The following is a 14,842-nucleotide window of genomic DNA, read 5'->3' as shown; positions in this document are numbered from 1 at the left end:
GCGGGGTAGGACAGAAGTGCGGAGCCGCGATCAGCGGGCAGGCGCACCCGGAGAGCACGATCCCCGGCCGCGCAGAAGGGACCAACATCGTGGCACGACCGAAGATCCTCGTGGTGGGTGCCGGATTCGCCGGTGTGGAGTGCGTCCGCAGGCTGGAGCGCAGACTCGCCCCCGGCGAAGCCGATGTCTGCCTCGTGACGCCGTTCTCCTACCAGCTCTACCTGCCGCTGCTGCCGCAGGTGGCCTCCGGCATGCTCACCCCGCAGTCCATCGCGGTCTCGCTGCGCCGCAGCCGCCGGCACCGCACCCGGATCGTGCCCGGCGGGGCGATCGGCGTGGACACCAAGGCCAAGGTGTGCGTGATCCGCAAGATCACCGGCGAGGAGGTCGACGAGCACTACGACTACCTCGTCCTCGCCCCCGGCAGCGTCACCCGCACCTTCGACATCCCCGGCTTGGCCGAGCACGCCCGCGGCATGAAGACCCTCGCCGAGGCCGCCTACGTGCGCGACCACGTCATCGCCCAGCTCGACCTCGCCGACGCCAGCGAGGACCCGGCCGAGCGCGCCTCCCGGCTGCAGTTCGTGGTCGTCGGCGGCGGCTACGCAGGCACCGAGACCGCGGCCTGCCTGCAGCGGCTGACCAGCAACGCCGCCAAGCGCTACCCCCGGCTGGACCCGCGCGAGATCAAGTGGCACCTGATCGACATCGCCCCGCGGCTGATGCCCGAACTCGGCGAGAAGCTGGGCCTGAGCGCGCTGAAGATCCTGCGCGACCGCGGCATCGACATCTCGCTCGGGGTGTCGGTGGCCAAGGCCGCACCGGAGGAGGTCACCTTCACCGACGGCCGCGTGGTGCCCTCGCGCACGCTGATCTGGACCGCCGGGGTTGTCGCCAGCCCGCTGATCGCGACGCTGGACGCCGAGACGCTCAAGGGCCGCCTCGCGGTGACGGCGCAGATGACGGTGCCGGGCCGGGACGGGGTGTTCGCGCTCGGCGACGCCGCCGCGGTGCCCGACCTCACCAAGGACGACGAGGGCGCCGTCTGCCCGCCCACCGCCCAGCACGCCATGCGCCAGGGCCGCCGGGTCGCCGACAACGTCATCGCCACCCTGCGCGAGCAGCCGCTGCAGCCGTACGTCCACAAGGACCTCGGCCTGGTCGTCGACCTCGGCGGCCGCGACGCGGTCTCCAAGCCGCTGGGCATCGAGCTGCGCGGCATGCCCGCCCAGGCCGTCGCCCGCGGCTACCACTGGTCGGCCCTGCGCACGAACGTCGCCAAGGCCCGCGTCATGACCAACTGGCTGCTCAACGCGGTGGCCGGTGACGACTTCGTCCGCACCGGCTTCCAGTCCCGGACACCGGCCGCGCTGCGCGACTTCGAGTACACCGACTCCTACCTCACCCCGGAGGAGGTCCGCGAGCACACCCGGGCCGCGCACTTCCAGGGCTGAGGCGGCCCGCGGCCTGCGCGGTTCCCCGGCCGGCGGGAGCGGGTGGCATGATCGGGGGGTGGCAGACCGCATCATCGCCGCCTGTGACGGCGCGTCCAAAGGCAATCCCGGCCCCGCCGGCTGGGCCTGGGTCATGGCGGACGGCTCGGGTGAGCCGGACCGCTGGGAGGCCGGCCCGCTCGGCACGGCGACCAACAACGTCGCCGAACTGACCGCTCTGGAGCGGCTGTTGACAGCCGCCGGGCCGGACACGGCGCTGGAGGTCCGGATGGACTCCCAGTACGCGATGAAGGCCGTCACCACCTGGCTGCCCAACTGGAAGCGCAACGGCTGGAAGAACGCGGCCGGCAAGCCGGTGGCGAACCAGGAGCTGGTGGTGCGGATCGACGCGCTGCTGTCGGGCCGCAGCGTGGAGTTCCGCTACGTGCCGGCCCACCAGGTGGGCGGCGACCGGCTCAACGACTTCGCCGACCGCGCCGCCAGCCAGGCCGCCCGCGTCCAGCAGCCGGCCGGCAGCGACCAGGGCTCCCCGGTGCCGCCGCCGGCCCCGGAGAGCAGCCGCAAGCCCCCGAAGACGCCGCGCTCGGGAGGGTCGGGCGCGGGCGCCTCGCGCGGCGGCTCCACGGGCCCGGCCCGCACCCTGAAGGCGAAGTTCCCGGGCCGCTGCCGCTGCGGCCGCCCCTACGCTGCGGGCGAGCCCATCTCCAAGAACCCGGACGGCTGGGGCCACCCGGACTGCTGACGGCGCGGCCCGCGGGTGTCGTCACGAGGGCGCCCGCCGGTGCGGGGCCCGAAGCCGCCCGCGAGGGCTGCGCGCTGCCGCGGGAAGCGAGGGGCAGGTGCGCGCGGCACCTGAGGCCTCGCGGACCCGCCCCCGCCCTGGTGGCCGACCTGACCACGGCACGGAATGCCGGATGGACGTGGCCGCGCGGCCCGTGCGGCTCGCCGACCGCCCCGCGGGCCGGCACGCGTGGGGTGGCCGGCTGTGGGGAGCGCCGGCAGCCGGTCAGCCCGTCTGCTTCGGCTCCTCCTCGCGCATGCGCGTTGCTCCGCCGCCTGCCTGGCCGTCGGCGGTCGCGGGGATCACCGCGGCGTCCGCTTCGAGGTCCGCGTCCTCGGGGCGCTCCGCGCCGTTCGCGGACGGGGGGTGCGGGGCGGGGTCGCGGTAGCGGAGCAGGAGCATGGCCGCGTCGTCGTGGAGGGGGCCCTCGGCGTGGCGGACCAGGTCGGCCCGCAGGGCCTCCAGGGCGCGCTGGGGGTCGCCGTCGGCCAGCAGCCGGGCCCGTTCGCGCAGCGGGTAGAACATGCCGGCCGCGTCGCGGGCCTCGGTGACGCCGTCGGTGTAGAGCAGCAGCTGGTCCCCGGGGCGGAAGTCCACCTCGAACGGGACGGCGGCCTCGGCCCGGTCCAGGCCGAGCCCGAGCGGCATCGAGTACTCCGGCGGCTCGGGCAGCTCCACCTGCCCGTCCGGCTTGACGAGCATCGGCGCCGGGTGCCCGTAGTTCAGCAGCCGTGTCCCGTGCACGGGGCTGATCTCGGCCATGATCGCGGTGACGAACTTCTCCCCGCCCAGCGCCCGGTCCGCGGCCCGCTGCACCCGCTCGCCCACGCCCTCCAGGCCCTTCTCGTCGTGCGCGGCCTCCCGGAAGGCGCCGAGCACCACCGCGGCGGTCTCCACCGCCTCCAGCCCCTTGCCCTGCACGTCGCCGATGATCACCCGCACCCCCGCCGGCGAGGGCACCACCTCGTACAGGTCCCCGCCGATACGCGCCTCGGCGACCGCGGAGGTGTACGAGACCGCGGCCCGCAGGTGCCCCGCGCTGCGCGGCACCGGGCGCAGCAGCACCCGCTGGGCGACCTCCGCGATCGAGCGCACGTTCGCCAGCTCGCGCTCGCTGCGCTGCCGGATGACCGCCGCCATGATGCCGGCGACGGTGACCCCCACCACGGCGCCGATCGCGGCGAACCCGCGCCGCTCGGCGAAGAGCCCGTCCACCACGCCCAGCGCGCACACCACGGCCACCGCGAGCACCCCGACCACGGCGGTACGCACCCAGGAGCCGACCAGTCCGGCGAACGCCGGGCCGAGGGCCACCAGTGGCAGCAGGCCGACGCTCTGGCCGCCGATGCCGTCCAGCAGCGCGACCAGCGCCATCACCGCGTACGGCAGCACGGTCAGCAGGACCGGAGCGGGTTCCTGCGGGGCGGTCCCCTCGTCCTGGCCGCCGCCGAGCAGCCGCGGCAGGGCGGGGACCGCGGCGGGGCGGCGGCCGCCGCCGGTGCGACGCAGCGCCATGGACCACTCCCTTCCCCGGTGCCCGAACGGTGGCCGGAACCGGCCGGGTCCCAGGCAACCACCGGCCCGGCCGGGCCTCACCGGCCGTTACCGCATTGAGGCCACCTTCAAAGCTTTCCACGGCATCGCCCGTGCGGCTCCCGCTCGGGAGCACCCCGCCCGCGCGCGAGGGCGCACACGGGGGCGCACGGCCCGGCGACGGCCGGCCGTGCGGCCCGGCCTGTCGACCAGCGGGTCCGCCGCGCCGCGGGCCTGGACTCGCGGCGCCGGCGGCCCGTGCCCCCGCAGCGCCGCGCGCCCCGCACCTCGCGGCGCCGCTCGACGCCACGGGTCGAGCAGCGCGGGCAGCTCCGGGCCCCGGCCAGGGGTCCGCCCGCCCCTTGCCTGGGCGGCGCGGGCCCAGTGGGGCGTGGCGTCGTCAGCTTCACGTCGCGCGGCGCGGGCGGCTCCCCGCGCCCACCGGCAGGTCTTCCCGTCCGGGACCCGCAGGGCCACTGTCTCCGGGCCCGTATCGGCGCCCGCCCCGCGCTTCGCGGCGCCGCCTGCCGCCAGCAGGACCCTGACCGGAGCCGTGGGGTCCAAAGCGCCACTGTCTCCGTCTCGCAGCGGCGCCCGCCCCGCCACGTCGTGCCCGCCGCCGGCAGGACCCGGACCGGGAGCCGCGCGGTCCGCCGGCGGTAAGCGGGCTCCGGAGCCGAGGGCGCGGCCGGGAGGTGCCGGGCGGGCCGCTAGGCGGGCGGGTTGCCCGTCCGGCCTGCGATGAACGGGGTGATCTCGAAGAGGCCGTCGCAGATGGTGATCGACCCCGGGAAGGTCAGCGACTGCCGGCTGCCCGGTGGGTAGATCCGCAGCCGCGTGGAGGGGGTCTCGCACGTGCCCTGCTGGTTCGCGGTGTGGATGGTGTCGCTCGCGCTGGCGCCCGGCCGCAGGACGACGGGCGAGTGGGCCAGCGGCCGGCGGGTGGCGGGCTGCCCGATCTGCTTGCCGTTCGCGTCCAGCAGGGACAGGCCGGGAAAGCCGTCGACCTGGCAGGCCGCGCTGCCGGTGTTGGTGACCACCAGGTAGCGGTAGAGGTTGCCCGCGCCCGCGTCGCCGCCGCCGAGCGCCACGCTCAGCTGCCCGGCCGTGCACATCGCGGTGCCGCCGGCCGAGGGCGAGGACGGCGTCCGGGTGCCGCCCGTGGCCGGCGCCGAGGAACCCTGCTCGCCCGCGACGGCCCCGGCGCTGCCGCTGCCCTGCCGGTCGGGCGTGTGGGGCGACGCGGTGACCGAGGGCGCGAGGGTGCCGGACGTACGGGTCGGCCCCGGCGACGTGCTCGCCTGCGTACTGTTCGCGGGCGGTCCGACCTCCCTGCCGCCGTCCCGCGGGGCGAGCACGCCGGCCGCGTAGAGCGACCCGGTGACCACGGCGAGCGCGGCCACCCCGCCCGCGGCCGCCCGCAACCGGCGCCGCCGGGCCGCCCGCCCGCGGATGCGCTCGAAGGCGCCGGGGGGCGCGGCCAGGTACCCGGGCCGAGGCCGCAGCACCCGCTCCAGCGGATCACCGGCCCCGTCGTACCCGTCGTACCCGTCGTACCCGTCGTCCGCGGCTCTGCCGGGCAGGCCGAAGGGCGCCCCGAGGCCCCCGTCCCCGCCCCCACCGCGGCCGAAGGACCCGAGGCCGTCCGGGCCGGGGCTGCCATCGGTGCCGCCTTCACGCGGACGACCGGCGCCGTCCACGGCGCCGAAGCCCTGGCCGCCGGACCTGCCGGTGCCGCTCGGGCCGCCGTCCTCGCCGGGGGCTTCCGGCTCGCCGGAGCCGCCGCGGCCGCCGTCGATGCCACCGCTCGGGTCCGGGCCGCGGCCTCCGCCGGGGCCCGCCGGCTTCCCGGCGCCGCCGTTTCCGGGCTGCTGCGGTTCCCGGTGGGCTTGCTCGCCGTGGCCGGCGGAGCCCTCGGCGGGGTCGTCAGGAAATCCGGTCATGGTGCTCCCCGAGCTTGGCGCGCAGCAGTTCGCGGGCGGCGTGCAGGTCGGCCTTGACGGTGCCCTCCCGGCGGCCCAGCAGGGCCGCTACCTCCCGGACCGGCAGGTCCGCGTAGTAGTAGAGCAGCGCGGGGCTGCGCAGCCGCTCCGGCAGCGACTGCACCAGCATCCGCACCGTGGGATCGGCGGTCTCCGGCTGCGGGCGCACCGCCTCCTCCGTGGCCGTGCGGCGCAGGGCGCGCCGCTCGCGCTCCAGTTTGCGCCAGTGGTCGCGCACCAGGTTCGCCGCCGTCACGTAGAGGAAGCCGCTGGGCTCCTCCACCTTCGTCCAGCGCGCCCACAGCCGGGTGAACGCCTCGGACGCGATCTCGTGCGCGGTCCCGTCGTCGTCCACCAGGCGGCGCACCCAGCCGGCCAGCCGCGGGTACAGCGCCGCGAACAGCTCGGCGGCGGCGCGCTCTTGAGACCGGATGGCGGTTCCCCTCACTCGTGGTCGTGACTGTCTCCCGGCCGGGACGCGGAAGGCGGATCACGATCCGGAGACGAGCGAGGCGTACACGATCACGTTGTCCGCGTAGCCGCCGCCCCCGGTGAGCCGGGTCCCGCCGCACGTGATGAGACGCAGCTCGGGCCGGTCGACGTTCCCGTACACCGCCGATGTCGGGAAGTGCGACTTCGCCACGGTCTGCACCCGGTCCACGCGGAACCGCGCGGTCGAGCCGTCCTTGCGGGTCACCGACACCGCGTCACCCGCGCGCAGCCGGTCGAGGTGGAGGAACACCCCGTCACCGTAGCGCCCCACGGTGACGTGGCCCAGGATCACCGAGGGCCCCAGCTGCCCCGGCGTCGGCGAGCCGTCGTACCACCCGGCGGGGGAGTGCGCGGCGATCGGCGGCACCTGGACGGTGCCGTCGCCGGCCAGGCCCAGCGCCATCACGGCGGTGTCGACGCCGATCGCGGGCACCTCCAGCCGGGTCGGGACGGAGCGGTCCATCGGGTGCGCGGGGGCGTCGGTGGCCGCCGGCGCCGAGGAGGTGGCGGCGGGGGCGGAGACGCTGGCCGCGCCGCTGCCGGAGGGCGCCTGCGCCTTGGCGGAGTCCGGGCCGCAACCGCACAGCAGGGCCAGGCCCGCCGCGGCGAGCGCCAGGGCGCTCCCGCGGCGGACCCGGCCGCCTGCCGCCGTCCGGCCGCCCGTGCGGCTCAACGGCCGGTCCGCACCCGGCGGCGCGCCAGCGCGAAGCCGGCGCCGCCGAGGACGAGCACGCCCGCGCCGGTCGCGGCGAGCACCTCGGAGTTGTCACTGTGCGCACCGGTCGCCGCGAGGCCGGTGTCAGGGGCGCCGGAGGGCACCACCGGCACCTGCGAGCCGCCGCCGGTGGAGCCCGTGGCGCCGGAGGAGCCCGCCGGGCGGCTCGGGGAGGCGGTGGGCGCCGACGCCCCGCCCGGGTTGCCGTCCTTGCCCGCGGCCAGCGGGGTGACCGAGAAGGTGTTGAAGCACTCGGTGATCGAGCCGGGGATGGTGACCGAGGCGGTGTTCCCCGGCGGGTACACCTTCAGCTTGGCCGAGGCGGGCAGGCAGGTGCCCTGGTGGTTGGCGGTGTGGATGGTGTCGCTCGCGGACGCGCCGGGCCGCAGCACGACCGGGGCATAGCTGCGCGGTTCGCGGGTGGCGGGCTGCCCGATCTGCTTGCCGCCGGCGTCCAGCATGGACAGGCCCGGGTAGCCGGTCAGGTGGCACGCGGTGGAGCCGGTGTTGGTGAAGACCAGGTACCGGTAGAGGTTGCCGGCGCCCGCGTCGCCGCCGCCCAGCGCGACGGACAGCTGCGAGGTGCCGCACATCGGTGTGGCCGAGCTGTCCCGCACGGGCGAGGACGCCATGGCCGGCGCCGCTCCGAGCACGGCCACCGCGAGGACCGCGGCCCCCGCGGCCAGTGAACTGCTGCGCATGTCTGCTCCCTTGACTTCCCTTGATTTCCCTCGACTGCTCGCGGCTCCCGGGGACCGCCGGCGGCGGGCCCGTTGACGGGAATCGCGGGGAGAGACGATCCGGCCCCCGCCCGGGTTGTAAAGAAACGTCAAAGTCCGCCCCATTGCGCCCAACCACCGTGCTGACCAGCCGACTTCGGGATTCGGCCGACCTTCACTACGATCCTGCGATGATCATCCGAAAGCTACTGGCCGCCGGTTCGGCCTGCGGACTGATGGCCGCACTCGCCTGCGGCCTCCTACCGGCCACCGCCCATGCCGGGGAGCCCGTGCCGGGGGCCACCCCCAAGGTCGAACTCGTCCTGGACGTCAGCGGGTCGATGAGCGCCAAGGACATCGACGGCCAGTCCCGGATGTCCGCCGCCAAGCAGGCGTTCGACGACGTACTGGACTCCACGCCCGAGGGCGTCGACCTCGGCATACGCACGCTCGGCGCCAACTACCCGGGGAACGACCGCAAGACCGGCTGCAAGGACACCGCGCAGCTCTACCCGGTCGGCCAGCTCAACCGCGACCAGGCCAAGTCGGCCGTCGCCACGCTGCAGCCCACCGGCTGGACGCCCATCGGCCCCGCCCTGCTCGCCGCCGCCGGCGACATCAAGGGCGGCGACGGCACCCATCGCCTGGTGCTCATCACCGACGGCGAGGACACCTGCAACGCCAACCCCTGCGACGTCGCCCGGCAGATCGCCGCCGAGGGCATCGACCTCACCATCGACACCCTCGGCCTGATCCCCGACGCCAAGACCCGCAACCAGCTCAGCTGCATCGCCGAGGCCACCGGCGGCACCTACACCACCGTCCAGCACCGCCAGCAGCTGACCACGAAGGTCAAGCAGCTCGTCGACCGCTCCACCGACACCGCGGTCACCCCCACCGCCACGCAGGGCGCCGGCAGCTGCACCGACGCGCCGGTCCTCAAGCAGGGCCTCTACAGCGACCGTGAGACCTTCTCGGAGAACCGCTGGTACCGCGTCCAGGTCGCGCCCGGCCAGGAGCTGCGGGCCGCCGTCACCGTCTCCGACGACCGCGCCGTCAACGCCGACTACGGGGTCCTGCTGCGCGGGGTCACCCTGCACGGCCGCGAGATCGTCCGCGACGACGAGAGCGGCACCGGCCGCACCGACGCCGTCTCGGCCGGCATCCGCTACCCCAAGCCCGACTCCGACGACGCGCCCGCCGAGACCGTCTGCCTGCAGGTCGGCAACTCCTTCTCCGCGCCCGCCTCGGTGAAGACCGAGCCCGGCCTGCCGGTCGAGCTCTCCCTCGACCTCGTCCCCGCCCCCCACAAGCCCTCCGACGTCGCCTTCCACGGCCTGGGCCGCGGCTGGTGGCTGCTCGGCCTGCTCGCCGTCATCGGCATCGTCGCCGGCCTGCTCACCGGCTGGGCCGCCCGCTGGCGCCTGACCTCCGGGAGGACCCGCTGATGCGCACCGTACGACTCCTGGGCACCGCCGCCCTCCTCGCGGCCACGGCCCTGGCGGCCCTGACCGGCAGCGCCGCCGCCGACGACAGCACCGACACCCCCACGCCCACTGCGACGGCCACCGGCAGCGACGCCCCGCCCACCGAGGCCGGCACCGACTTCCGCACCGCGACCGTCGTGGACCAGGGCGTCCAGGCCACCGCCTCGGCCTCGGCCGGCGACTACCTGTACTGGCAGTTCGCCGCCGACACCGGCCAGAACGTCACCGTGCACGCCACCGTCACCTTCCCCTCCACCGCGGTCCGGCACGGCCCCTCCACCTGGCAGGTCGACGTCTACGACGGCCTGCGCCGCCGCCAGCCGTGCCGCTTCGGGGTGCAGACCGCGACCGTGGCGGCCGACGCCGGCTCCGTGGACCTCGCCTGCCACCTGCGGACCATCCGCTCGTGGTCCGAGCCCTGGTCCAACGACCCGCTGCGCGGCACCTACTACGTGCGGCTGACCGTCCTCGACCTGCCGCAGGCCGACCTCGGCCAGCCCGTGCAGGCCGCGATGAAGGCGACCTCCTCGGGCACCGCGGGCAGCCAGGCCGTGGACGGCTCGGTCGCGCCCGTGGTCACCGCCAACGGCCCGCACGTCGCCCCCGCCGGCGGCTGGGCCGGCACCTGGTGGTCGCCGCGCTGGCTGTGGACGGGCGGCGGCGGCCTGCTCGCCGTCGCCCTGGCCCTGGGCGCGCACCGCCTCGCCCGCGGCCCGGTCGTCCCCGCGGCGCCGTCCCGCCCGGTCGGCTACGAGCGGCCCCGGGAGCCCGTCGGCTACGGCGACTGAACCGCGACCACGCCGCCGACACCCCACAGCCGCACCCGGAGGGGCCCGCGCGAACCCCCGCGCGCGCCCCTCCGGCTTCCCCGGGGTACCCCGGTCGACCGACCCGCCCGGTCACCCACCGCGCGCAGGCGGTAACGTCGTGCACAGGGCGGCCGGGCCGCGCGGCCGCGCGCCGGGCCCCGGCGGCGATCCGGCGTGATCCGGGGCGGTACGGCATGATCCGGCCGCACCGGGGAAGGCGACGGCTCGCACCATGTCCGCCCACGGCACCCGGCCACCGAACGAAACGGCACCGCAGTGACCAACGAGCAGCCGCCGCCCGCGCCCGCGGGCACCTCCGTCCCCGACGTCCCCCGCGGCGCGCCCTGCTGGGCCCAGCTGACCGCCCGCGACCTGCGGAGCGCCGAGAAGTTCTACGGCAGCGTGCTCGGCTGGGACTTCCGCAACACCACGCTGGGCGACCACTTCGCCGTCGCCCTCAGCAGCGGCCGGCCCGTCGCCGGCATCGCGGGCCTGGCCACCGACCTGCAGATCGCCGTCGGCTGGACCCCGTACTTCTTCGTCCCCCAGCTCGACGAGGCCGCCGCCCGCATCCGCGAGCGCAGCGCCACCGTGGCCCTCGGCCCGGTCGCCTTCGCCTCCGGGCGGGCGCTGCTGGCCGCCGACCGCGACGGCGCCGTCTTCGGCGTGTGGGACGGCCGGCTGCCCACCGGCTGGGAGACCTGGAACGACCAGGGCCCGATCACGCTGCGGCTGCGCACCCGCGACGCCTTCGAGGCCGCGATCTTCTACGGCGGGGTGCTCACCTGGGCGGACGGCAGCCCGGACCACTGCACGGTGGACTACGAGCACGAGGAGGTCGTGGTCCGCAGCCGGGGCGCCGTGGTGGCCCGGCTCTCCTCCGGCGCGGTCGAGGCCGCCCCCGACCCGGCGATCCGGCCGCACTGGGACGTGCAGTTCACCGTGGCCGACCTGGACGCCGCGGTGGCCGCCGCCCGCGATCTCGGCGGCGCCCTCGTCAAGCGCGGCACCTCCCCGGTCGGCGACTACGCCGAGCTGCGCGACCCCGAGGGCGGCCTGTTCACCGCCGTCCACCTGCTGCCGGGCTCGGCCGGGCCGGCCTGACCCGGCCTGACCCGGCCTGACCCGGCCTGACCCGGGGGCGGAGCGGGCCCGGGCGGGCTCAGAGGTACTTCTCGGCCCAGATCGTCTTGCCGGTGGGCGTGTAGCGGGTGCCCCAGCGGTCGGCGAGCTGCCCGACCAGGAACAGCCCGCGCCCGCTCTCCTCCCAGGGCTCGGCCCGCCGCGGGTGCGGCGAGGTGCTGCTGGCGTCGGAGACCTCGCAGACCAGCGCGTCGTCCAGGATCAGCCGCAGCCCGACCGGGGCGGCGGCGTGCTGCACGGCGTTCGTCACCAGCTCGCTGACGACCAGCTCCATGGTGAACGCCAGCTCGCCCAGGCCCCACTCCTCCATCCGCCCCACCAGCGCCGAGCGGGCCGCGGCGACCTCCTCCGGCTGCCCGGACAGGTGCCAGTCGGCCACGTGGTCCGCGTCCAGCACGCGGGTGCGGGCGAGCATCAGGGCCGCGTCGTCGTCGTGCTCGGGCGGCAGGGCCGCGTAGACGCGGTCGCACATCCGCTCGAGGCTGTCCGCGCCCGGGCCGGGGCCGGCGGGCTCGTGCGCGCCCCTGGCGCCCGGCAGGCGGCTGTGGTCCGAGTTGTCGTTCGGGTTGCCGTACCGGCTGTGGCTGGGGCTGCCGCCGCCGAGGAGCGCGGTGAGGGCGGCGACGGCGTCGTCGGCCTCGCGGTGCCGCAGGTCGAGCAGGCCGTCGGTGTAGAGGGCGATCACCGTGCCCTCGGGAAGGGACACCTCGACCGGTGCGAAGGGGGCGCTGCCGTAGCCGAGCGGCGGGTTCTGCGCCTGCGGCTGGACCTCGACCCGCCCGTCGGGGGAGACGAAGGCGGGCGGCGTGTGCCCGGCGTTGCCCATCGTGCAGGTGCCGGCCACCGGGTCGTAGACCATGTAGAGGCAGGAGGCGCCCGGCTCGCGGCCGACCTCGTCGTGGCCCATGCGCACCACCAGGTCGTCCATGCGGGCCAGCACCTCGTCCGGTGGCAGGTCCAGGTCGGCCAGGGTGTGCACGGCGGTGCGCAGCCGCCCCATGGTGGCCGCCGCGTGCAGGCCGTGGCCCACGACGTCGCCCATCACCAGCGCGACCCGCGCCCCGGACAGCGGGATGACGTCGAACCAGTCGCCGCCCACGCCCGCCGCGGTGTCCGCGGGGACGTACCGGTACCTGATCTCGGCGGCGCTGGTGGCCGGGAAGTCCCGTGGCAGCAGGCCGCGTTGGAGGGTCAGCGCGGTGTCGCGGCTGCGGTTCAGGGCCAGCTCGCGGACCCGCGCCTGGCTGATCAGCACCGCCACCGCGGCCGTCGCGGCCATCAGGCCCAGCTTGATCAGCCACACATCGGTGTCGTCCTCGGACTGCCAGTGCCGCAGCCCCGCGTACGTGCCGACGGTCAGCGCGCCGATCAGCGCGGTGGCCTGCACGCCGTGCACGGCCGCCGCCAGGAACGGCACGACGGCCAGCGCGAGGCCGAAGTGGCCGCCCGGGCTGGTCGCCACGATCACGGCCGCGGACAGCACGAGGACGACGGACGGAGCCGCCCGCAGGGCGATCAGCGCCCTGTGGCGCGCGGGATGCCCCGATATCGCCTCCGCGGCGAGTTCCATGTCCGCCCCTCCGTGATCGACCCCCCCGACAGTGCACAGCCTACGTCAAATGGGACATATCACCTGAAGGTGTTGTGGAGTCCCGGTGGAGGGTGGCCGCCCGGCGAACCCGGGGGACTGCCGGGGCTACCCACGGGTGAAGCGTTGGGGTAGAACTGCCGGACAAGCGGCGGGCGAGCACCTGCCCGAGGCGTTGCCGCAGGGGCCGGGGAGCCCCGCCGTGGCCCCCGCGCACGGCGACCCGGAGTCGTCCGGGAGCTGTCCGGGAGCCGTCGGCGCGGGAAAACCAGGGTGTGAGCCCGTGTAGGGTGTGACGCCAATCACGCCGTCAGTGCACATGAGTTGGGTGGTATTCAGTGGACCGTCACGAGTTCCTGCGGGGCCTGCACCGGGTCGCCGCCGTGCGCAACTACCTGGAGATCGGGGTCAACGACGGACGCAGCCTGGCGCTGTCCGCCGTGCCGAGCATCGGCATCGACCCGGCCTTCAAGGTCAATGTCTCGCTGCGCGGTGACATCCACCTGGTGAAGGCCACCAGCGACGACTTCTTCGCCGGCCGCGACCCGCTCGGCCACCTCAAGAGCGCCCGCAACCCGCTGAAGAACGTCCGCAAGGGCCGCCCGCTGTTCGCCCACTACCGCGGCGGCACCACCCTCGACCTCGCCTTCATCGACGGCATGCACCTCTTCGAGTACGTGCTGCGCGACTTCATGAACGTGGAGCGCTTCTCGCGCTGGGACACCGTCATCGTCCTCGACGACATGCTGCCGCGCGACGTCGACGAGGCCGCCCGCGACCGCCACACCAAGTTCTGGGCCGGCGACGTCTACAAGCTGATCCCCGTGCTGGAGCGCTACCGCCCGGACCTGACGATCCTGCCCGTGGACACCGAGCCCACCGGCGTGCTCATGGTGCTCGGCGCCGACCCGACCAGCACCGTGCTCAAGGACCACTACGAGGAGATCGTGCAGGAGTGGGTCGTGCCCGACCCGCAGAAGGTCCCCGAGTCCATCCTCGGCCGCACCGACGCCGTGCAGCCCGAGGCCCTGCTCGACGGCGCCTTCTGGCCCACCCTGGTCCGCGCCCGCAACCGCCGCGCCTCCCGCGGCCGGTACGAGGCGCTGCGCCGCGAGGTCGGCAAGGCCGCCGGCCGGCTCTGACACCGCCCGGGCGCCGGGTGGCTCGGGCGAGCGGTCCGGCCGACCGGTCAAGCCGGCGGTCCAGGCGAGCGGTTCGGCCGGCCGGATCGGTCGACGGGGTCAGCCGACCGGGTCTGCGAGGCCGGCGGCGGGTGCGGCCTCGCGCGGCGCCCCGAAGCGGGCCAGGCAGTGCCAGACCTTCTTCAGGTCCTGCGGGTCGTACCGCCCCGACCTGACCGCCGCGCCGATCACGGCCGGGTCAAGGACCCCGCCCGCCGCCACCTCCTCGGCCAGCTCCGCCACGCGCGGCCCCCGGAAGTCCCGATGGCCGCGCAACTCCCGCGCGGGCAGCCGGAAACCACCGTGCCACTCCAGCGGGCAGGGCAGCGCCCGGGCGGCCTCCTCCACGGCGGTCCCGCGGTAGCAGGGGTCCAGCACCAGCGCCTCCACGTCCCGCTCCAGCCGGACGGGGCCGTGCACGTGCGCCTCCACGTAGTCGTCCAGCGCGTCCCTGCCGCCCGCCAGCGCGAGCGCCTCCAGCGCCATCCGCCCGGCCACCCCGAAGTCGCGGGGCTCCTCGACGCTGTCGGGGTAGCAGAAGGTCGTGCGGGCCACCACGGACGCGGCCAGCCGGAAGTGCGCCGAGCCGAACCGCGGGGCCGCGCCCACCGCGCGCCGCCGGAAGTCCCAGGCGCCGTAGACCGGCCGCTCGTGCGGGGCCGCGTCGTCGTAGGCGCCGCCGAACATCCGGCTCTCCCAGCGCCATCGGTCACCGCCGGGGAAGGCGGTCAGCCCGCCGTTGCTCACTCCGGTGGCGAACTGCGAGCGGTACACGCCGTCGGCGGCCATCCGCCGCAGGATCTCCCGGCCGCCCACCAGGCGGTCGGGGTGGAAGTTGAGGGTCACGCGCAGCGCGGCATCCACCGGCCCGCCCGTGGCGAGGGCGGCGACGTGGCGCAGCGCCCGCGTGGCGCGGGGCTCGGGGTCCATCGGATCATGGTGCCCGCGCCGGCCCGGC

General features: G+C 75.9%; 13 protein-coding genes. 6 read left to right on the top strand and 7 right to left on the bottom strand.

The genetic code is table 11. The features are described from left to right. Window positions 1-89: 89 nt before the first annotated feature. Window positions 90-1,454 carry an NAD(P)/FAD-dependent oxidoreductase gene (locus BLR33_RS11450; RefSeq protein ID WP_093784223.1) on the top strand — a complete coding sequence of 455 codons (1,365 nt, stop codon included), beginning with the start codon at window positions 90-92 and terminating at the stop codon, window positions 1,452-1,454. A 58-nt stretch (window positions 1,455-1,512) separates the two neighbouring features. Next, window positions 1,513-2,196, top strand: coding sequence for a ribonuclease H family protein (locus tag BLR33_RS11445; protein WP_093784222.1), 684 nt, complete (start codon window positions 1,513-1,515; stop codon window positions 2,194-2,196). Between the two features lie 264 nt (window positions 2,197-2,460). On the opposite strand, the gene BLR33_RS11440 is transcribed toward BLR33_RS11445, so the two are convergent. The 5 genes from BLR33_RS11440 to BLR33_RS11420 form a co-directional block, all read right to left on the bottom strand. Then, window positions 2,461-3,609: a PP2C family protein-serine/threonine phosphatase gene (locus BLR33_RS11440; protein WP_245771352.1), complete on the bottom strand. Its 1,149-nt coding sequence runs from the start codon at window positions 3,607-3,609 to the stop codon at window positions 2,461-2,463. Between the two features lie 869 nt (window positions 3,610-4,478). Further along, complete coding sequence (locus tag BLR33_RS11435; protein WP_093784220.1) at window positions 4,479-5,711, bottom strand: DUF4232 domain-containing protein; 1,233 nt, start codon at window positions 5,709-5,711, stop codon at window positions 4,479-4,481. Further along, window positions 5,695-6,183, bottom strand: a complete 489-nt coding sequence (locus BLR33_RS11430; RefSeq protein WP_093784321.1) for an RNA polymerase sigma factor — start codon at window positions 6,181-6,183, stop codon at window positions 5,695-5,697. The genes BLR33_RS11435 and BLR33_RS11430 overlap by 17 nt, the downstream gene beginning before the upstream one ends. A gap of 57 nt (window positions 6,184-6,240) precedes the next feature. Further along, window positions 6,241-6,915 carry a class F sortase gene (locus tag BLR33_RS11425; RefSeq protein WP_245771337.1) on the bottom strand — a complete coding sequence of 225 codons (675 nt, stop codon included), beginning with the start codon at window positions 6,913-6,915 and terminating at the stop codon, window positions 6,241-6,243. After that, window positions 6,912-7,658 (bottom strand): DUF4232 domain-containing protein, encoded by a 747-nt coding sequence (locus BLR33_RS11420; RefSeq protein ID WP_176930223.1) that lies wholly within the window; start codon window positions 7,656-7,658, stop codon window positions 6,912-6,914. Before BLR33_RS11420 ends, BLR33_RS11425 begins: the two co-directional genes overlap by 4 nt. Window positions 7,659-7,867: 209 nt before the next feature. Between BLR33_RS11420 and BLR33_RS11415 the strand changes: the two genes are divergently transcribed. The 3 genes from BLR33_RS11415 to BLR33_RS11405 all read left to right on the top strand — a co-directional run bounded on the left by BLR33_RS11415 (window position 7,868) and on the right by BLR33_RS11405 (window position 11,076). Continuing rightward, complete coding sequence (locus BLR33_RS11415; protein WP_093784218.1) at window positions 7,868-9,124, top strand: VWA domain-containing protein; 1,257 nt, start codon at window positions 7,868-7,870, stop codon at window positions 9,122-9,124. After that, window positions 9,124-9,951 carry a hypothetical protein gene (locus BLR33_RS11410; RefSeq protein ID WP_245771336.1) on the top strand — a complete coding sequence of 276 codons (828 nt, stop codon included), beginning with the start codon at window positions 9,124-9,126 and terminating at the stop codon, window positions 9,949-9,951. Before BLR33_RS11415 ends, BLR33_RS11410 begins: the two co-directional genes overlap by 1 nt. Before the next feature lie 297 nt (window positions 9,952-10,248). Next, window positions 10,249-11,076 (top strand): VOC family protein, encoded by an 828-nt coding sequence (locus BLR33_RS11405; protein WP_093784217.1) that lies wholly within the window; start codon window positions 10,249-10,251, stop codon window positions 11,074-11,076. A 58-nt stretch (window positions 11,077-11,134) separates the two neighbouring features. Here BLR33_RS11405 and BLR33_RS11400 read toward each other — a convergent pair whose 3' ends face one another. Then, a complete protein-coding gene (locus BLR33_RS11400; RefSeq protein ID WP_093784216.1) occupies window positions 11,135-12,685 on the bottom strand; it encodes an ATP-binding SpoIIE family protein phosphatase in 1,551 nt (516 codons plus the stop codon). Between the two features lie 356 nt (window positions 12,686-13,041). On the opposite strand from BLR33_RS11400, the gene BLR33_RS11395 reads away from it, so the two are divergent. Further along, window positions 13,042-13,845 carry a class I SAM-dependent methyltransferase gene (locus BLR33_RS11395; RefSeq protein ID WP_093784215.1) on the top strand — a complete coding sequence of 268 codons (804 nt, stop codon included), beginning with the start codon at window positions 13,042-13,044 and terminating at the stop codon, window positions 13,843-13,845. A gap of 99 nt (window positions 13,846-13,944) precedes the next feature. On the opposite strand, the gene BLR33_RS11390 is transcribed toward BLR33_RS11395, so the two are convergent. Further along, window positions 13,945-14,814: a DUF3626 domain-containing protein gene (locus BLR33_RS11390; RefSeq protein ID WP_093784214.1), complete on the bottom strand. Its 870-nt coding sequence runs from the start codon at window positions 14,812-14,814 to the stop codon at window positions 13,945-13,947. Window positions 14,815-14,842: the final 28 nt, after the last annotated feature.

The sequence above is a fragment of the Actinacidiphila guanduensis genome (assembly GCF_900103985.1).
Taxonomy (GTDB): domain Bacteria; phylum Actinomycetota; class Actinomycetes; order Streptomycetales; family Streptomycetaceae; genus Actinacidiphila; species Actinacidiphila guanduensis.
This window is presented reverse-complemented; position numbering and strand designations above follow the sequence as displayed.